This window comes from Photobacterium sp. DNB23_23_1 (genome assembly GCF_052873815.1).
This window is the reverse complement of sequence record NZ_JBNNXT010000005.1, coordinates 1-19,390: the sequence shown is the minus strand read 5'-3', so window position 1 is coordinate 19,390 and position 19,390 is coordinate 1. Positions and strand designations below refer to the sequence as shown.

Here is a 19,390-nt window from a genome sequence, read left to right as displayed (position 1 = left end):
CTATGCATGAATTACCTTTGGTATTTTTTACCGTATTGGCCCAAGCAGCCGCAGGTGCTTATTTGATATTGCTATTGAGTCAGCCTTTCAATGGCATGAATGAGCGAAAGCTGTCCATTGGCATCTTGGTTTCAATGGTGCTGTTGTCTGTCGGGATGTTGGTTGGTATGTTCCACCTTGGTATGCCAGTTCGAGCCTTGAACCTTCTTGCTGGGGTCGGGCGTTCACCAATGAGCAATGAAATTTTGCTCGGTGGGGCATTTGCAGGTCTTGGTATATTGGTCGGTTTGGCTGGCTTTTACGATAAAGGCACACCGGGGCAGCGAAAAGCGCTGCGATGGGCTACCGCTATTTTTGCTATTGCTTTTGTAGCGACTATTCCCAAGGTATATCAATTAAGCACTGTTGCTGCATGGGATACGTCGCATACCACCATTCAAATGCTGACATCAGCCTTTGTAACTGGTGGCGCATTAGCGGCAGTACTAGGTGCATTTCGTCACGGTGTCGCTGTGTCTATTGCCGCCGTTTTTGTCACGTTAGCCCTGCGGTTTGACTATATTACGTTTGTCACTGGCGTAGAACCGACACTTGCCGCTGAGCAAAGCAGCCTTTGGGTATTGCAAGCAATAGCGTTATTGATTGGTGGCGCTGTGGCACTGTTTGCACTATTGAAACAGAAATCGGCTCAGCCGATCCTACTGTCAGTGTGTGGTTTGGTGATGATCGGCGAATTGATCGGTCGAGTGAGTTTTTATAACTTGTGGTCGATAACTATGTAATGATTGGAGCGTTATAACGTTATAGCGTTATAGCGTTATAGCGTTAGGTTAAAAACAGGCCAAGGTGAAAACCTTGGCCTGTTTTTGTGATTGTAGATTAGCTGTGTATCATCGCCTTTATCGCGTAACTAACTTATCGGTTACAAAGGGACGGTTTCTTGCCAATAACCAGAGGGAGCCACCTACGATACCAACGGTCAGTTGAATGATACCAAGGTTTTCTATCAAAGACTCTGGACGGATGGACACCAAGACCATACCAAGTGAACCACAAAGCATGCCGCAGAATTGTATCAATGCCACTGCGGATCCAGTATCGTGATCTTGTTGGTTAAGCATCAAATTGGTGCCTGGCACTCGCATGGTGATCACCATTAACGTTGCTGGAGCGACAATACATGCAAATACGATAGGTGAAATATGACCGATGGTTATGGTTAACAGACCTACCGTGGCAAGTAGGAAGAAGCATAAAGTAATAATTTTCTGCACCGGTATTCGACGTGATAGCTTCATATATATTGAGGGGCCAAATGAAGCACACAACGCATTGAAAGCAAAGGCGTAACTAAATTGCTGCTCAGTAAGACCAAAGCCATTGATATAGATATAAGAACCGGCAGCAAGAAATGCCATCATGGCAATGGGAGTGATGGAGAAAATAACGAGCAATGCGACGAACCTTGGGTTTTTCAACACCACTCCCAGCCTGCCCCAAGAGCGAAGTATTGAGCCGTCGTATTTTGTTTCGAGTGTTTCTTTGTAGCAGAATGCTAAAACAGAGGCGAAGACACCAAAAACGGCAAGTGTCACGAACATCATTCGCCAGGACGCGATTTTAAGTAAAAAGGCACCAAGAACAGGGGCGACCATAGGGGCGATGATCACCAACGACATAATTGTAGCCATGATTTTTTCACGCTGAAGCCCATCAAAGAGATCTTTGACGATAGCCGTCGCAACAACTGTGATCGCACTGCCGGAAAATGCTTGGAGTACCCGTGCACCAATCAGTTGCTCTATACTCCCCGTCATTGCGCAAAGAATACTGGCGATTATGTAACCGCTAATACCGATAAATAATATAGGCTTACGGCCAAACTTTTCGCTTAACGGTCCCCAAAAAAGTAGACCAACAGCATAAGTGATGAAGTAGCTGCTGAGCGTTAAGTTGACCATCGACTGATCGGTATTGAACACATTGACCATTTGCGGCAGTGCCGGCAAGTATAAATCAATGGTGAGTGGCGGAAAGGCACTGATAATCACAAGGAAAAATAGTGTTCCATTTTTCCCCAGTATCGGTTGGGATTTTTTCAAGTTGATGCTCTCAATGTTTCACCGACAAAAGCATGTCAGTAAGATGGATTCGTACGTATTGAATTCGACAAAGCGAAATTTGGTTGATTATATCAACTATGTGCTGCTGTGTGTTGATGTCAATCAACCGAGGGAAGGATCATTATTTTGTGAATATACTTCTCATACTGGGGTGTACACTTTTTAACTCAGTGATTATTTAGCGTATAAAAAACGGAGCAAATGCTCCGTTTTTTGATGTTTAGCTGGTGACGATTAACGCTCCCAGTACGCTTCTTCTAGGCAGTCTTCACGCTCTGGCAGGCCACGAGATAGGCGAGGGGCGTGTTGGGTCAATACTTCATAGCTGACGCGGTTTGAGTATTGGCAGATCTGAGAGAAAGAAGAGTAACTTAAAAACTCACCGATATGCTTGCCTGAATTTGGTACGTTTGCCTTGTGGAAACGGTTGGCTGACATATCATGTAGCAGTGCAGACAATGCTGCATCACCGGCACCGTTGGTGTTTTTAATTTCCACAGGGCCGCCAAGATAAGGCGCAATGTGTGAATAAACACGGATTGGATTTGCACACGAGTCTTTCTTCATTGGGCGGCTGAATTCGTATTTGTTGAAATCAGCAATACGGCCAGGAAGAAGTGGCAATGTTGATTCGCGCTTAAGCTCTTCATCGGTATAACCGGCCATGTAAAGGCCGACAGGGCCTGCTGTACACAAAACAAGGTCTACCCACTCAAGTGCTTTATCAGCGGCAATGAGTGGATCTTTTTCGCCAGTTAGCGCTTCAGCTTCCTCTTCGTTCATCGCTACACAGGTAACGTGTTCTTTTAGGAAGTCAATCCACCAATCCTGCATGCCTTCAATAACGTATTTAGTACCTAGGGTCAGCACAACAGGTACATTGTTTTTCTTAGCGTGCTCGATAGCTTTAAGTGCCGACTCTTTCATCGGGTCGCCAGGTTTGCCACGAACCAAGTAAGAAGAGAGAACAAGCGCTGAAGCATTCTCAAATGCACTTTCTGGCACGAATTCTGGCTTAAGCTGGTTCATTTCCCCTTCGTTGATCGCAAAAGTGCGTTCACCGTCTTCGGTAATAAGGGTGTAGCAGCGACCAATAGGGCCTTCAACGGGTTGTAAGAAATCTAGGTCCATTCGGCTAGAGGTATTACAAAGATAGCGGTAAGCGTAAGATCCAATCTTTAGATCCTGGCTCATTACGCCAAGAAGAATAGATTTGTCATCAGCAAGAACAGAATAGTTATGAAGGGTATTACCAATGGTATCACCAGGGTATTCATGACTGATAAGATTGCGTTCTTTGAGCTCTTGGTAAAGTAATTCAGCTTTCTCTTCTTCAAGAACAAGTGAATGACCTTTACTTAGATTGTGACGGGCCAAGAAATCATCATCGATACGCGCTTCGATATCTACGATAGTTTGGCCAACACCAACAAGGTGAGTACGAGATAGCGGATTTTCTTGCTGGATTTGAGCTACTAATGGATCGCGGGCATTGACTGGAAAGTAATGCTTGGATTTACGCTGACCAGGGAATTTCATGTTTGAAGGCTATCGGTTAAAGGGGATTTTGTTTCATTGTATCATAAAAACGAGATTTACATCCCACTTCATGACGTTGAGGTGATATTTTGAGGTTGGTTGCTGTTTTTTTGTTCGGAGGGAAATAAAAAAACAGCCGCAATATGGGCTGTTTCTTTTAAAACTAAAGATAGTTGTACCTTAGTGTTCATATAGCCCCAAGTCGCTATAGCTACCAAGTTACTTGGATGCAGCGCATTTTAAGTGAAAGTAGGGGCTTTTAGGGCGACTCGTTGGTTATGAAAGCAGTTTTGGTTTGAACGCTTTCTCGCCAGCAACAGGTCGGTTTACTGAAATTGAACGACCTTTTTTCATCCCTTTTTCGTAATCATCGGTAAGGGCATTCATCGCTTCCTGCAGTTGTTTCTTGAAGGTTTCACGATCAATATTTTCAAACTCTTTATCGATGAAGTTAGACATGCGTTTATCATGGTCATCATCGGTATTGAGCTCGGGTAGTTTTTCCAACGCGCCTTCAAGCCAACCGGCTAAGAAAGAGTTTACACGACGAGTGACTTCGGCATTACTGGTGCCGGAGCCTTGGAAACTGTTTCTGAACTGGCCTGTTTGCTGGTTCATTTCACGATACACAATATCAAAAGCAAACGCGGCAAAGATCGCCCTTTCTGCAACCCCAATAAACTCAGCTTGTTTGAGCCCTTTGTGATTGGTTAGCACGCATTCAACACCAAAGCGACGGTTGATTCCGCGGATAATCTTCAATATCTGCTGGCTGATGTCGGCCGGGAGTAAGGTCTTAGTTTTGGTTTTACCCATCTTGATAAATTCGATGTCATCTTGTTCAAGGCCGTATTTCAGCATCAGGCGATGCGCCATCTTAATGGCTTGTGCGGCTTCATTGACGTTTGCAGAGTTACCCAGCTCGAGGCATTTCGCTATTTTTTTGAGCGCCTTTCGCTTCTGTTCAGACATTCGATTACACCATGATAGAAAAGGGCACACATTTTAACGTTTTCCCTAAGCTAGCACAATTCTCTTTAGCGGATAGTTTATGCAGTTTTTAGCGAGAGGATATTCGGACTCCTCAGCAGTTAAGTACTTTGTTAATTTTATTGTGGGTAAATTATGCATCTGTGAAATCGAGATGAGTGGTCATATTTATCTGTCGCTTGACGACGTGCTGCCTTGTGTCTTGGTGGCATGGCAAGCATAATATTCTTAGTTTTTCATTTGGGTATTTTTGCTATGACAGCGACCTACCAATCCGTTGATGTACCTTTTGATTATCGCCATACCTGTTGGTTTTGTGGTGAACCATATTTTGAATCTTACGCCTTTTTACCATCACCTAACTATGACCACCAAAAACTGCCAATTCTTCTGCCGAGTTGCCAAGAGTGTTATGGCATCTGCAAAGGCATTAAAGCGAGTGATTTGGAGCTGCTGCGCGATAAGGTGAAAGAGCAACTTCACCGTAAGTACCAAAAACACTTGCAAATAGGGGTGAATTGGACAAAAGAAGAGTTAGAGCAATCAGAATTTGAAGGTAAGGCGCTTGAAGGGTTTCGTGAAAGTGCTTGGAGCATGTTTGAAATTGCCAAGGAGCGGGTTAACTACCTGGGCTGGCCGTTAACCATTGATGGGTTGCCTGTCGCGAGCTTGAGTACTAGCTTCCATGTTCAGTTTGATGGCATCAACTATACCGGCCTCAGCCATGCGGTAGAGCAACTGGCAAAGTCGTACAATATCCCGCAGCCGTATTTAGAAGAAGTGGTGGAAGTCGTAGGGCGTGACCGTTTGTCTTATGCCATCCGCTTTGCCAAAGCGACGTACGGGTATTCGACAGCAGAGCGTGCGGCGAGTATTGATAGCCTTAAAGCGTTACTAGCAGAAGAGGCGGTATTGACCTTACCTGAACGACAGAATGCAAAGGGCATTGATGTGAACATTGGTGATATTGCCGAGTTGATTCTACATCGTACTTTGATTCCGCCGCATGCGACACAATGGGTCTTCAAGCAAGGTATCAAGAGCTTGAATCAATTATCTGAGCAAGAAGATGCTTTTTTTGAGCACTTCGGTGCCGATTCTGAGTTAACGGCTTTTACCTATTTTACCGCGATGCAAATTTATCTAGAGCATAGAGAGCTTGAGCCAGAATGGGCTGAGCATCAAGATCCTAATCGGGCGTGGTTTGATAAGCTATAGACTGCTATAACTCAGTACGTTACTCAATTAAAGGCGCCAAACGGCGCCTTTAACCGGTTAGATTATCATCGTGACTGATTCTGGCGAGACCACACCATAGCTCGGCCATTTTCGTCAAAGGCCAAAACCTCATATGGGGCTTTTTGATCGTTATGCTCCATGCCAGGAGAGCCGAGAGGCATGCCCGGAACAGCAAGACCGACCATGCGCTTTTGCAGGCGCATAGAGAGCCATAGAACATACAAACACATCATGTCTAGTATTTAGTCAATTGAACAACCTCAAGTACAAGACTGGCTATCGTTTGAACAAAAAATGACAAGTCTATGATCACGCTTTTGTTTTTAATGAAACTGAGTTCAAGCCATATGTGACGTGGCTTTGAAAGCAAAAAAGCCTTACTTTTCTCTGACAAAACTGGTTTAAGGATCGGCTTAAATAAGTACAACGAAAAAATACTAATGCGCTAGCAACAGTGCGCAAGGAAACGATGATGCAATATACTGAACAAGACCGTCAGGTTCTTCATGACACTTGGATGAGCTACAAGGCAAAGATGCGAGTTACCCAAATTGAAATGGCTAAACGTCTTGGCGTCAGTCAATTGGTATTCTCTGATATCCTTCGTGGCAGTGTTCCTCTTGAGCACCGTTTTGTTAACCAGTTTTGTAATTATATTGGTGTAGATCCTTTGCTCACATTACCGTCACTGCGCAGCCAAATGGGTGGGGTACTGCCAAATTCGGTGACGCTGACCAATACATTTATCGTTGATGGTGAAATTAAAAATGTACGCTACGACGGTAATCAGCTGGTTGTTGAATACATTCATAGTGTTGAAGTGCATTAATACATTTTATCGGCCTAAGTAACTTACAGTTACTGGGTGTAAAGCCTTTATAATGCCAGCTTTTTTGACACCCCTGAGGTCAGTTTTCTTTATGAAGGCTGACCTCAGGGGTGTTCTTGTTTATAGGTATCAACAGTTAGGGAGCGGCTGTTTTGATGCTGTCATATCAATATGGGTTAAGCCAAGGACAGGGAAAACATCAACAACAGCGGTAGGGCAAAGAGACTGAAGAAATTGCCAAATAACACCATAGAAGCGACATTTGCGGGCTCGACGACAAACCGCTCTGCGTACAAATAGTTCATGACCGCTGGCGGTAACATGGTAAACAGTACCATCATCTGGAGCTGTAACGTGGGCAAAGGAACAAAGAAGTAAATAAGACTGAAAGCGACTGCGCCAGTGGTTAATGAATGGAAAGTACACACCATACCTACCTTCACCCCATCTAAACGTAAATTGCACATTTGAGAGCCAAGCGATAGAAGCATGACGGGGACAGCTGCTTGTCCCAGTAGTGCTGTCGCATCATATAAAGGTTTCCATATACCCAAGCCGCTTATGTTCAACACAAGCGCCGCACATGTCGCAATGAAAATCGGCATCCGGACCATTTGCTTGATTGGATTACCATTACTGAGCAATGCTAGGCCGAGGCTGCTGTGCACACAGGCTGACACCACGAACAGCAAGACGGCTGGTGCTAATGCCGAATCACCAAATGCATAGGTAAAGAGGGGAATCGCAAGATTGCCACTGTTACGGAACATTTGTGGTGGTGCCCAAGCTTTAAAGTTAAGTTTGCTCAAGCGGCAGACAGGAAGCATCATTATGCCCGGTACCAAAATGGCAATTAACGAGGCGTAAAGTAGGGGGAGTTGATCGGTATCGAGCGGCATGGCAACCAGCGAAGAAAAGACCAATGCTGGGGTAAATACATCCATATTAATGCGGTTGATGGGGCGAAAGTCAGGCTTTAGCCAGCGACCTACTGCGTAGCCTATTAATACCAGTGTGAAAACGGGAAATAGGATCCCTACTATTTGCTCAAGCACATTATCCCTTATGCGACGTTTTGTATGACTTTTGGATAAACCAAGGTTCAACTTATCGTATTTTATGAGATGTGGGTAGTGATTCGTATTAAATGGATGTGAATCGGAGGGGAGAGATTTTAGTTGAATGAAATTGATTACTGGCAAAGAGACCTTAACCAGTAATCAATCTGGACAACTTACTATTTAGAAGTGCTACTTAGTTTCTTGAAATGTTTGCTGCTGAGTTTGTTCAGCCATCTTTGCAGGCAATACCCTCCATTCAGGGATACAAAGGTATAAGCAAGCCGCGCCAAAAATTGAGGCGAGTAGATCTGTAGGCCAGTGCATGCCAAGCCAAATGCGGCTGATCCCAACGCTAACAGCCCATGTAATGATGATACCGACCGGAATAAACTGACGGCGCCTTAGGAAAAAACCACCCCAAAAAGCAACACACACAGCTGCAAAAATGGTGTGGCCAGAAGGTAGCGAGTAGTTTGTTTCACCTTGCCAGTGAGTGATGCGCCAATGGCTGACACTCTCGCTTGCCTGTTTAACCGCTTCATCCTTTTCTATATGACTAAGCGTATAAAAAGCGTCTGGAGTTTCTACGATGTCCAAGGCTTGCAGTTGATGAGTATAAGGGCGAGGGACTTCAGTAATGTGCTTCATTACGGTTTTGGCGATAAAGCTTAAGGCAAGCAGAAGGGCAAATTGAGTGCCTAGTTTGATCAATGTCTTACGCGGTAGCTTCATGATAACGGGTATCATCATAAATAAGCCTACCGTCACCAAGAAACCTGGATTTCCAGCTGAATGGGTTAATAAAGAAAAAAGCATGCCGCTAAAGTCAGAAACTGGACCATTCAAGTCGGCTTGAGAATAAAAGACCAGCACCGCTGACAATAGGGTGGTCATTAACAATAATGCGATGAGGCCAGGGAGTTTGCGCTCAATGAATGGACGGAGGAACATAATCAATACACTTCATAAAAATTGAGACGGGATTCTAGCAAAGTATACGCTTTAAAAAGTAAAATAAGTGTCATAAATCGTTAGTTTACGTTTAGTAGGGATTGAAATGAAGATTGCCCTGATAGGATTAGGCGATATCGCGATAAAGGCGCATTTACCGGTATTGAGCCAACTGCCGAATGTGGAGTGGGTGTTCTGTACCCGCAATCCGCAGCGGTTGCAACAACTCGCTAAGCAATACCATGTGACTGAAACTTATACTGACTACCGAGAATTAGCCAAGGCAGGTATCGATGCGGTGATGATCCATAGCGCGACATCTTCGCATCCTATGCTGGCAGCGTTTTTCTTGAACCTTGGCTTACCGGTCTTTGTTGATAAGCCTCTCGCCGATAACTATGAGCAGTGCGAACGCCTTTATGATCTTGCTGAAAGTAAGCAAGCCCCCTTATTTATGGGGTTCAATCGTCGGTATATCCCTCTATATAAGCAGCATCTTTCGGGAGTATCTATTGATACTAAACGAGAGGAACATGTTCCTGCAGAGCAACTTTCCTCAGGACCATTGTTGTCATTACGCTGGGAAAAACACCGTCATGGCTTACCGGGCGAAGGGAGAACCTTTATTTTTGATGATTTCATCCATCCATTAGATAGCATCAATGTGAATGCGAACATCGATCTGGAAGACCTCTATATTACTTGCCAGTCGGCCTCGGTAGGCTCGCAGTTACAACTTGGCCGTCTTGATGTGCAATGGCAACAGAATGGCGCGTTGTTCCACGCGTCAATGAACCGCCAGCACGGTGCGACCATGGAAACGGTTTCTGCCAATTATAAGAATGTCAGTTATCGGTTTGATTCTTTTACCGAGGGGAGCCGCTGGCAGAATAATATAGAAAAGCGTTTAAAGCTTGCAGACTGGACACCAATGCTAGCTGCAAAGGGCTTTCATGCGATGGCAGAGCATTGGCTTGACGTTGTTATTTCGGGTAAACAGGAACTTGCTTTAACTCAGCGAAATCTCCATAGCCATTTGCTAGCGGAGTACTTGGTGAGTCAAGTGAAATGAGGTGAATATCACGAGCAATTCATGACGTTGTGTTTGGTGTGATTTTGAACTGCATCACAAAAAATATTTCGTGTTCAAAACAATTGGTGCATAGAAAGTAACGAATGCGATAACTCCCTATTATGGCTAGCTATTTTTAAAAAATGACAGTTTTATTAGCTAGGTGCTTGAGTTGTAATTATAAATCTTTCAGAAATATTTCACTGGTGTGCTGGGGGATGAGCTGCTAGAGTGCTGTCCCTCACACACACCGTGAGATAATTATGCTAAGCAATACCCTAAAAGGTAGCGACAAAACAGTTTCAGTTCTAAGTATTGGTTTCCTAGGATTGTTTCTCCTCTTTTCTCTCTATGATTTGACTTTAGTCAGCCAGATCATCGATTCCGCGTTTTCCTATTCTACTGCTGCTTTTGGCCAGTTTTGGCAATGGCTGATGGTGATTAATTTCGTTATTGCCCTAGTGATAGCGGTTAGTCCATATGGCAAACAACGCCTAGGTGCTGTGAACAGCAAGCCAACAATTGGTACATTCCGTTGGTTGGCGATGATCATGTGTACGCTGCTCGCAGGTGGTGGTGTGTTCTGGTCAGCTGCAGAGCCTATCTATCACTTTATGACGACACCACCGAGCTTTGATGGTGTTCAAGCAGAGTCTGCTGCTGCGGTCGTTCCTGCTCTTAGCCAAAGCTTTATGCATTGGGGCTTTTTGGCCTGGGCATGTCTTGGCACACTAGCGACGATTGTGTTGATGTATGCGCACCACCAAGGTGGGGTAAAACTACGTCCACGCGCTTTGCTTTATCCTATTGTTGGTGACAAGCTAGAAAACCACTGGTTGGGTTCTGTTATTGATGCATGCTCAATTATTGCTGTTGCAGCAGGTACAATCGGTCCAATTGGTTTCTTGGCTTCTCAACTAGGTTACAGCCTAGAAGTCGTTGCAAATATCGAAAACAACTCTTCTAGCCAGATGGTTATTTTGGCTGTGGTTGTTGCGATCTACTCGCTTTCTGCTTTCACAGGTATGGATAAAGGTCTTCAGTGGCTAAGCCGTTTCAACATCGTGGGTGCCTTTGCCCTCCTGATGGTGATGTTAGTGTTTGGCCCAACCCAGTTTATCTTTGAGCACTTTGGTCTGGCTTTCGCGTCTTATATTCAGCATCTGCCCGAAATGAGTGTGAATGCGGATAGCCCTGCTTGGAGCCAGTGGTGGACGTGGTTCTTCTGGGGTTGGTTTATCGGTTTTGCACCTATGATGGCGATTTTCATCGCACGCATCTCTGAAGGTCGTAGCATCCGTGAGCTGATTTTGACCATTGCGGTGGCTGCACCGATTGTGACTAACTTCTGGTTTACCGTTCTAGGCGGCACAGGAATCTTCTTTGAACTTCAGGTTCCAGGAACCATTTCAGGCCCGCTTGCTGACTCTGGCCTACCAGCGGTATTACTTGCATCGTTGGCACAATTGCCGTTCAACGAACTAATGATCCCTGCGTTCTTAGTGTTGACGACGACATTCGTTGTTACAACGGGTGACTCAATGGCTTACTCAATTGCGCTTGTTGTGTCTGGCGATAGCCAGCCGTCAAAATCACAGCGTCTGTTCTGGGCGTTGGCGATGGGTGTTATTGCGGGCGTGCTGTTGCTTGCGGGTGACGGTGGCTTGAATGCGTTGCAGTCGTTCATTGTGATCACGGCGGTTCCTGTGTCGATGCTGTTGGCTGTGACATTGGTCACTGGTCCTTTGGCTGTTCTGCGAATGCAGGGCAAGAAGGCTGAAGCAGAAGCTCAAGCTCAGCAAGGCTGGGAACAAGCAGAAGTTGCTAGTCAGTCGTAAAGACAATACTTAAGAAACATTGAAGCGCAAGCCAACGTGTGTGGCTTGCGCTTTTTTTATGATTAAAAGCAGGCTGCCAGCTAAATTAAAAGAAAAAGAGAACGCTGAAAACCATGCATCTAGCTGTAATACCAATCTGGATAAGTCGTTGATCAAGTATTTGCACTGGAAAAATCGTTGCTATCAAGACAGATCAAATATTTATGTAGGTTGGTATAAAACCACTTGGGTTGGTGTTGGGGTGCTCGCCGAGTTGTTGTACGGTATATGAAAAAAATAAGAAGTAGGCGGGGAAGCTATTTAAATCAACACCCCCTGAGGGGGAGGATTTATATTATTTGATAGTGATGATTTGTGTTCTGTTTTGCTCAGAGCTGAAAATTGAGCGCTAAGGAATTGCTGGCTTATTTACGCTTCTGCTTTGTTTGGGCTTTAACGCGCTTAGAAACGATATAGTGCATTGCCATAAGAGAATCATAAGTCATGGGGTAACTCCTTTGTAATTAATTTACAGTTTGTGGCTGTATTGCTACCACAAGGAGAATTTTAGTGTGACTTAGGTCACTACTCAAGCGTTTATTATCATGCGTGATCGGGTGTCATGTAATTTAATTACATAAGTCAAGAGAGGTACGATCAGCGTTATATATGATTGTTGTGAAGCGTCAAAGTTTATGTAATTAGAACAATTCACTACCACTTTTTCATTGGCTTTCGTATAAGGCTCCTGTTGAAGGCAATGAGTCAGGTATTGGTACATCAGTTTCTACCCACCCACCTCCGAGCACTTTGTATAGTGTCACCAGATTTAGCTCTTCTGAGAGCTTAGTGTTTATCAACTCTTGTTGGGCGGTGTAGTACTCTCGCTGTGAATCTAGCACCGTAAAGTAGTCATCAACCCCTTCATCAAAACGTAGGTTCGATAACCTGAAGCTCTCTCCGGTGGCATCAACCAGCATCTGCTGTGCTGATACCTGATCATTTATCGTGGCTTGGTTCGCCAAGGCATCTGATACTTCGCGGAACGCGGTTTGTATGGCGAGTTCATACTGATTTAAGGCAATTTGTTGATCAGCAATAGACACATCTAACTGACTATCCAGCTCACCCCAATTGAAGATGGGTAAAACAAGGTTAGGCGTGAATACCCAACTTCGACTATCTCCGGAAAACAGATCGTCGGCCGAAGCGCTGAGTAGACCACCTGTTGCCGTGAGAGAAATAGTCGGGAAGTAGGCCGCGCGCGCTGCACCTATGTTTGCGTTAGCAGAACGTAGTTGGTGTTCGGCAGATAAGATATCGGGTCGACGTAGAAGTACATCTGACGGTACACCGACATGGACTGGGGCAAATCCGATATTATCCGTTAACTGGGGAAGAAGGTGAATGGGGACAGCTTTACCTACCAAGGTATTCAGTGCATTGATGTCTACATCCACTTGGCTAGTGAAAACAGCCACATCTTTGAGCGCGGTAGCAACAGTTGTTTTTGCCTGGGCAACGTCCAACCCTGTTGCAACACCACTGTTGAAGCTTTTTTCAGTCAGGGCCAGAGAGTCTCGTTGCACCCTAAGGGTATCTTCCGCTAAACGTAGTAAGCGTTGATCGGCAATCAGGGTGAGATATGATTCAATCACGCTGCTGATCAAACTGAGCTGGGTGTTTTTACGTGCTTCGATCGTGGATAGGTATTGCTCCAGCGCTTGTTGTTCTAAGCTCTGAATTCTGCCCCAGAAATCAATTTCATAACTACTGACGCCAAGATCTACGCTGTACTGGCGGCTAATCGTCGAGTTACCATTATTCACGTTTTCAGACAAGCGCTGGTTGGCACCGGTTACGCCTAGATCAATATTGGGTAAGCGGTTTGCTCGCTGGATACCGTATTGAGCTTCTGCGCGCTGGATATTTAAAACAGCAATACGCACATCACGATTGTTGCGAAGGGCAAGTTCTATAACGTTAGTAAGCTTATTGCTCTGAATAAATGCCCGCCAGTCTTCATAGGGAGAAACTCGGTTGACCGATGTTGCTGGTCCAGGTGCTAGAGTATCCGAAGCGTTTGGAACTGAGGTGCCTGGGACATTACTCCCAGTATAGATAGAGAAGTTATTGGCACTCTCATCCACAGGCCAGCCCGATTCGACGGGCGCAACGGGTTGCTGGTAACTCGGGATGAAATTGGTGCAGCCGGCTAGGCTGGTAGTCAGGTATATGCAGAATGCCAGCGACGTGGTTCTAGTCATTCGTGGTCTCCTCTGCAGGGGCTGATGGTTTGTCTGATCCGTAGAATACCCGTGTCACGGCAACAAAAAACAACGGCACAAAGAAGATTCCGAGGAAGGTTGCGGTAATAACCCCACCAAGAACCCCTGTACCTACCGCATTCTGTGCACCTGAACCTGCTCCGCTAGATATCGCCAAGGGGACAACCCCCATACCAAAAGCGAGAGAGGTCATTAAAATTGGGCGCAGACGGATTTTGGCGGCATGAATGGCTGCTTTGAACATGTCCTCACCTGAGTCATGATACGATTTGGCAAATTCCACAATCATGATGGCGTTCTTTGAACCAAGGCCAATGGTTGTCAGTAAGCCAACCTGAAAATAGACATCATTCTCGAGCCCAAACAGCAAGGTCGCTGATACCGCACCCAATACACCAAGGGGGATAATGAGGATAACGGAGAAGGGGACTGCCCAGCTTTCATAAAGTGCAGCAAGGCAGAGGAAAACGATGAGGATGGACAGGGCATAGAGCAGTGGTGCCTGACCACTCGAGATCCTTTCTTGATAAGACATGCCTGTCCATTCCAGTCCGACCCCTTTGGGTAATTGGTTCACGATCTGCTCCATTTCCAACATGGCTTCACCGGTACTGATGCCGGGAGCGGGCTCTCCTAGAATTTCCATGGCCGATGTGCCGTTGTAACGCTCGAGTCGGGGGGAGCCGTAGGTCCATTCACCCTTACTGAACACCCGCATGGCCACCATTTCGCCAGACTGGTTCCTGACTTTCCATTCCATGATGTCTTCTGGGTTCATGCGAAAGGGCATGTCGGCTTGCACATAGACTTGTTTTATTCGGCCCCGATCAACGAAGTCATTGACGTAGTTACTCCCCAAAGCGGTACCGAGTGTGCTGTTGATGTCACTGATGGAGACTCCAAGTGCCCGCGCTTTGAGTTGGTCAATTTGGATATGATATTGCGGTGTGTCACTAAGCCCATTAGCCCTAACTTGAAATAGTTTAGGGTTTTGAGCTGCCACTCCCAATAATTGATTACGCGCATCAGTCATTTTTTCATGACCGAGGCCTGAGCGGTCTTGCAAAAACATGTCGAAGCCGGTGGCGTTACCGAGCTCCATAATAGCGGGAGGGGCAAAGGCAAAGATTAACGCCTGCGGTATTTCGGTAAAAGCCTTCATCGCACGACCAACAATAGCATTGACCTTGTCGCTTTCTGTTGTGCGCTCACTCCAGTCATTGAGTGAAATGAACATCATGCCGGTATTTGCACCGGAACCAGCGAAACTAAAGCCTGAAACAGAGAAGACAGATTTTACATTTTTCTTTTCTGTTTCGAGGAAATGATCCTCAACTTTATCGAGGATGTTCAAGGTTTGCTCTTGGGTTGAGCCACTGGGCAACTGCACCATACTCATCATGGTGCCTTGGTCTTCATCGGGAAGGAAACCACTTGGAAGGCGTAAAAACAGTAAAGCCATCACAACGCCTATCCCTAGGTAAATCAACAAAAAGCGAAAGCTGCGGTGAGTAATGAAAGTGACTGCTGAGGTATATTTCTCCGTCGCTTTGTTGAAGTTGCGGTTAAACCAGCCTGCAAACCCCGTTGTTTTATGCCCGTCGGAACTATTGAGTAGGCTGATGCATAAGGTCGGAGTTAGGATAATCGCAACCATTACCGAGAGTGCAACTGCGGTTACTATGGTAATGGAAAACTGACGATAAATTGCTCCAGTTGAACCAGCAAAGAAAGCCATGGGGATAAATACAGCACAGAGCACCATACCAATACCAACGAGAGCGCTGGTAATTTCAGTCATGGACTTTTCGGTTGCCTCCCTAGGCTCTAACCCTTCTTCCTCCATGATCCGTTCAACGTTCTCAACAACTACGATGGCATCATCCACCAGCAGGCCAATAGCCAAAACCAGCGCGAACATAGTGAGTGTGTTGATCGAATATCCGAGAGTGAGCAGTACGGCAAAGGTGCCGAGTACTACAACAGGTACAGCAATCGTTGGGATCAGCGTTGCTCTGAAACTTTGCAAGAACAACAGCATAACCAAGAAAACGAGGAAGATCGCTTCGAGTAGGGTTTTTACCACTTCTTCAATCGAGATTTCAATAAAGGGAGTGGTATCGTAAGGATAAACAATGGTGATCCCCTTAGGGAAAAACGGGACGAGCTCTGCGAGTTTTGCCCTGACGGCATCGGCAGTTTCTAAGGCATTTTTACCTGTTGCAAGCGCAATAGAAATACCGGTGGCTGGCTGCTTGTTGTAGTTGGAAACGGTTTGGTATGAGGCTGAGCCTAACTGAACTTTAGCAACATCTTCCATCAGAACCTGAGAGCCGTCAGGGTTGACCTTGAGCAAAATCTTTTTGAATTGCTCTACAGTTTGCAATCTGGACTGAGCCGTAATGGTGGCATTGAGTTGTTGGCCTTGGACCGCAGGTGCTGCGCCGAGTTGTCCGGCTGAAACTTGGGCATTTTGCTCTTGAATAGCGGCCACAATATCGGATGGCATTAAATCATAGTTTTCCAACTGGTACGGGTTGAGCCATATCCGCATTGCATATTCAGCCCCAAAAAGCTGGGTTTGACCAACGCCATCTACCCGGCTGAGGGGATCCAGCACATTACTGGAAACATAGTCTGAAATGTCTTCATTGGTTAAAGAAGGGTCATCGGAGACAAACCCGATTACCATCAAGATTGAGTTACTCGCTTTTTCTACTTTTACCCCTTGGTTCTGTACTTCAAGTGGCAGTAATGGAGTGGCAACTGATAATTTGTTTTGTACCTGTACTTGCGCAATATCAGGGTCGGTACCCGCACCGAAAGTTAAGGTGGTCGTAATATTACCGAATGAATCGGAAGTCGATGACATGTACAACAGGTTATCGAGCCCGTTCATCTGTTGCTCTATCACCTGTGTCACCGAGTCTTCTGCAGTTTTTGCCGAGGCGCCAGGGTAAGTGGCCGAAATTTGTATCGCCGGTGGCGCGATGGTCGGATATTGAGCAATAGGCAGCAGGATAATCGAGATAATGCCTGCAAGCATCACCATAATTGCAAGCACCCACGCGAAAACAGGTCGTTGTATAAAAAAATGTGCCATGACCCCGTCCTATTTACTTCGAAGGATTGTTAGTCGTTGAGGTGCTTATTTCATGCGACTTACTAACAGGTGCCCCTGAGCGGACAAACTGCAAGCCATCGACAATGACTTTATCGCCAACGTTTAACCCCTGAGTGATCAACCAGTGATTATTTATAAGCCGTTCAGTTTTGACGGTGCGGACTTCAACGTTATTGTCTTGGCCAATAACGCTCACTTGTGCCTCACCTTTTGGCGTCCGGGTTAAGGCTTTGGCTGGGATCAAAATAGCGTTATCGACAATCCCTCGAGGCAGTGATGCCCTAACGAACATGCCGGGAAGAAGAATTTGCTGTGGATTGGGGAAGGAAACTCTAAGAACAAACGAGCCCGTTGTTTCATCAATATTGATATCAGAAAACAGGATAGCGCCTAATTTGTCGTATGTCGTGCCGTCCTCAAGGGAGAGCTGGATATCGCCAAGCTCTGCTTTTGTCTGCTTGAAAGCCCCTTGTGCTAACTCTCGTCGATACAGCAAAAGTTCAGTGCTTGACGCTGTCAGGTCGACGTGCATCGGGTTGTACGTTTGCACCGTAACCAGAGGTGCAGATTGGTTCGCGGTGACCAAAGCACCTGCTGTGACGGATGAGCGGCCAGCACGACCATCTATCGGGGCGTTGACTTTGGTGTAGTTAAGGTTAATTTTGGCGTTTTCAACACCGGCCTTCGCACTGGCGACATTCGATTGTGCTTCTTGGTATGTCGCAACAGCATCGTCATAATCCTGCCTTGAAACGGCTTTTTCTCTGACTAGGCGGCGGTAGCGGTCTGCACGGTTTCTTGCTGTAGCTAGGTTCGCCGAAGCTTTATTTAGTTCAGATTGTGCTTGGTCTAACGAAAGTTGGAATGGCGCCGGATCTATTTGGTATAGAGGTTGTCCCTTCTGTACCATTGTACCTTCCTCAAACAGCTGCTTGAGGATAATGCCACCCACCTGCGGGCGTACTTCAGCTTCGTAAGAAGCGACTGTTCTTCCCGGCATTTCATCACGTAGTTCGACCGACTTAGACACTACTGTGACATAGCCGATATCGTATTGTGGCCCTTGAGGTGGTGCAGCTTCCTTATCTTCACAGCCTTGTATAAACACCAAGCTTAATAGGGCCAAAGACAAAGAGAACGGTTGTAACAGTTGCTGCTTAACACTGATCATTACGCCAACCTACCTTATACCAACCTACATAAATATTTGATCAGTCTTGCTGGTTAAAATCGCTGTTCTCTGCGTTAGATATTTTGTAATTAGAGCCACTAGTTACTGCAATCTCTGCCTTGATAACAACGGTTTTTCCAGTGCAAATACTTGATCAACGACTTAGCCAGATTGGTATTAGAGCTACAAACGAAAAGCGTGATTAAGCCATGCACTAATCATTAAGAATAATGAATAGCTTATTCAGGTTTAGGCTGGGGCATTGTCTTATCTTTGCATAAAGCCCAGCTATTGATAGCTGGGCTGATTGTTCGCGGATTGTTTGTTACGGCACTCATAGTTATGGGGGTTACTTGTCGGCAACCGGTACCATGATGTGCACGTAAGGTGTGTCTTTCCACATGACGTAAGGCCCGCCGGTGGTCGGATCATCGGTAATCCCTTCAAGCATGGCTTTTGGCACAATGATCATGAGGTGCGGCCCTGTCTCTACGTAATCATCAGCGGACTTAGGATCGGAGTGATAAGGATCGGAGTTACTGACTCCGGCGCCACGGTCACCTTGCAACATGTAGGAAATCCCAATTTTTGTTGCTGTGAAATCTTTCTTGTTGACCATCGCCGTGAGCATTTCCATCCAAACCGCATCGTTGCACATAGGCATACCATCATCAGGGAACGTATCAGGCATACATGTCCAACCGTTTGAGCCTTCAACCACAACCTTGCCATCAACAACAATTGTTGCATCGCCACTGATAGAGGCAGGGGCGGCAGACTTGGCTCGACCTATTTTTTCGGTCATCAAGTCTTCTGCCATCTTACTGTCTTCTGCAATTGCAGGAATCGCAATCAGGCTGGTTGAAAGTACTGCAGATATACAAAGAGCTGATTTTAAAAAATTGACCATGATTATTTCTCCACCTAGTTTGAAATTATCATCATGGATTGATTTGTCATTGGGTAATGACAACATAAAGTATAGGGGCTATACAGGTATTGAATGGAAATTCGTGCTGGTAGAGAAGTGGGGGAGTAATACCAATCTGGATAAGTCGTTGATCAAATATTTATGTCGGTTGGTATAAACAAAAAGCCGTCATAAGGACTAATGCCGATCGTTTAAGCTAACTTGAACGATCCTGCAGTTAGGCGATAATCCCAACTAGTTGATTTCTAGTTGGGA

At 45.7% G+C, this 19,390-nt stretch carries 15 protein-coding genes; 5 read left to right on the top strand and 10 right to left on the bottom strand.

Annotation, left to right across the window (positions count from 1 at the left end; all coding sequences use genetic code 11):
- Positions 1-2: 2 nt before the first annotated feature.
- A complete protein-coding gene (locus ACVA53_RS04840; protein WP_255042987.1) occupies positions 3-782 on the top strand; it encodes a dimethyl sulfoxide reductase anchor subunit family protein in 780 nt (259 codons plus the stop codon).
- A gap of 117 nt (positions 783-899) precedes the next feature.
- Here ACVA53_RS04840 and ACVA53_RS04835 read toward each other — a convergent pair whose 3' ends face one another.
- From ACVA53_RS04835 to ACVA53_RS04825, 3 genes are all read right to left on the bottom strand, one after another.
- Positions 900-2,102 carry a multidrug effflux MFS transporter gene (locus ACVA53_RS04835; RefSeq protein WP_255042986.1) on the bottom strand — a complete coding sequence of 401 codons (1,203 nt, stop codon included), beginning with the start codon at positions 2,100-2,102 and terminating at the stop codon, positions 900-902.
- A 255-nt stretch (positions 2,103-2,357) separates the two neighbouring features.
- Positions 2,358-3,662, bottom strand: a complete 1,305-nt coding sequence (locus tag ACVA53_RS04830; protein WP_446504616.1) for an inosine/guanosine kinase — start codon at positions 3,660-3,662, stop codon at positions 2,358-2,360.
- A gap of 276 nt (positions 3,663-3,938) precedes the next feature.
- Positions 3,939-4,634 carry a DUF2786 domain-containing protein gene (locus tag ACVA53_RS04825; RefSeq protein ID WP_255042984.1) on the bottom strand — a complete coding sequence of 232 codons (696 nt, stop codon included), beginning with the start codon at positions 4,632-4,634 and terminating at the stop codon, positions 3,939-3,941.
- A gap of 273 nt (positions 4,635-4,907) precedes the next feature.
- On the opposite strand from ACVA53_RS04825, the gene ACVA53_RS04820 reads away from it, so the two are divergent.
- Complete coding sequence (locus ACVA53_RS04820) at positions 4,908-5,870, top strand: hypothetical protein (RefSeq protein ID WP_255042983.1); 963 nt, start codon at positions 4,908-4,910, stop codon at positions 5,868-5,870.
- A gap of 65 nt (positions 5,871-5,935) precedes the next feature.
- Here ACVA53_RS04820 and ACVA53_RS04815 read toward each other — a convergent pair whose 3' ends face one another.
- A complete protein-coding gene (locus ACVA53_RS04815; RefSeq protein ID WP_255042982.1) occupies positions 5,936-6,094 on the bottom strand; it encodes a DUF411 domain-containing protein in 159 nt (52 codons plus the stop codon).
- Between the two features lie 269 nt (positions 6,095-6,363).
- Between ACVA53_RS04815 and ACVA53_RS04810 the strand changes: the two genes are divergently transcribed.
- A complete protein-coding gene (locus tag ACVA53_RS04810; protein WP_255043022.1) occupies positions 6,364-6,720 on the top strand; it encodes a helix-turn-helix domain-containing protein in 357 nt (118 codons plus the stop codon).
- A 176-nt stretch (positions 6,721-6,896) separates the two neighbouring features.
- On the opposite strand, the gene ACVA53_RS04805 is transcribed toward ACVA53_RS04810, so the two are convergent.
- Together ACVA53_RS04805 and ACVA53_RS04800 are read right to left on the bottom strand one after the other, a co-directional pair.
- The gene (locus ACVA53_RS04805) at positions 6,897-7,775 is read right to left on the bottom strand and encodes an AEC family transporter (protein ID WP_255042981.1); all 879 of its coding nucleotides are present in this window, start codon (positions 7,773-7,775) and stop codon (positions 6,897-6,899) included.
- 195 nt (positions 7,776-7,970) lie between these two features.
- A complete protein-coding gene (locus ACVA53_RS04800; RefSeq protein WP_255042980.1) occupies positions 7,971-8,732 on the bottom strand; it encodes a phosphatase PAP2 family protein in 762 nt (253 codons plus the stop codon).
- Positions 8,733-8,838: 106 nt separating this feature from the next.
- On the opposite strand from ACVA53_RS04800, the gene ACVA53_RS04795 reads away from it, so the two are divergent.
- Together ACVA53_RS04795 and ACVA53_RS04790 are read left to right on the top strand one after the other, a co-directional pair.
- Complete coding sequence (locus tag ACVA53_RS04795; protein WP_255042979.1) at positions 8,839-9,804, top strand: Gfo/Idh/MocA family protein; 966 nt, start codon at positions 8,839-8,841, stop codon at positions 9,802-9,804.
- Positions 9,805-10,067: 263 nt separating this feature from the next.
- Positions 10,068-11,642: a BCCT family transporter gene (locus ACVA53_RS04790; protein WP_255042978.1), complete on the top strand. Its 1,575-nt coding sequence runs from the start codon at positions 10,068-10,070 to the stop codon at positions 11,640-11,642.
- Positions 11,643-12,346: 704 nt separating this feature from the next.
- Here ACVA53_RS04790 and ACVA53_RS04785 read toward each other — a convergent pair.
- The 4 genes from ACVA53_RS04785 to ACVA53_RS04770 form a co-directional block, all read right to left on the bottom strand.
- The gene (locus ACVA53_RS04785; protein ID WP_255042977.1) at positions 12,347-13,888 is read right to left on the bottom strand and encodes an efflux transporter outer membrane subunit; all 1,542 of its coding nucleotides are present in this window, start codon (positions 13,886-13,888) and stop codon (positions 12,347-12,349) included.
- Complete coding sequence (locus ACVA53_RS04780) at positions 13,881-17,012, bottom strand: efflux RND transporter permease subunit (protein ID WP_446504615.1); 3,132 nt, start codon at positions 17,010-17,012, stop codon at positions 13,881-13,883. Before ACVA53_RS04780 ends, ACVA53_RS04785 begins: the two co-directional genes overlap by 8 nt.
- Positions 17,013-17,025: 13 nt before the next feature.
- On the bottom strand, positions 17,026-18,204 hold the full coding sequence (locus tag ACVA53_RS04775) for an efflux RND transporter periplasmic adaptor subunit (RefSeq protein WP_446504614.1): 1,179 nt from the start codon (positions 18,202-18,204) through the stop codon (positions 17,026-17,028).
- A 349-nt stretch (positions 18,205-18,553) separates the two neighbouring features.
- Entirely contained in the window at positions 18,554-19,114 is a 561-nt protein-coding gene (locus ACVA53_RS04770; RefSeq protein ID WP_255042974.1) for a hypothetical protein, read from the bottom strand.
- Between the last annotated feature and the right edge of the window lie 276 nt (positions 19,115-19,390).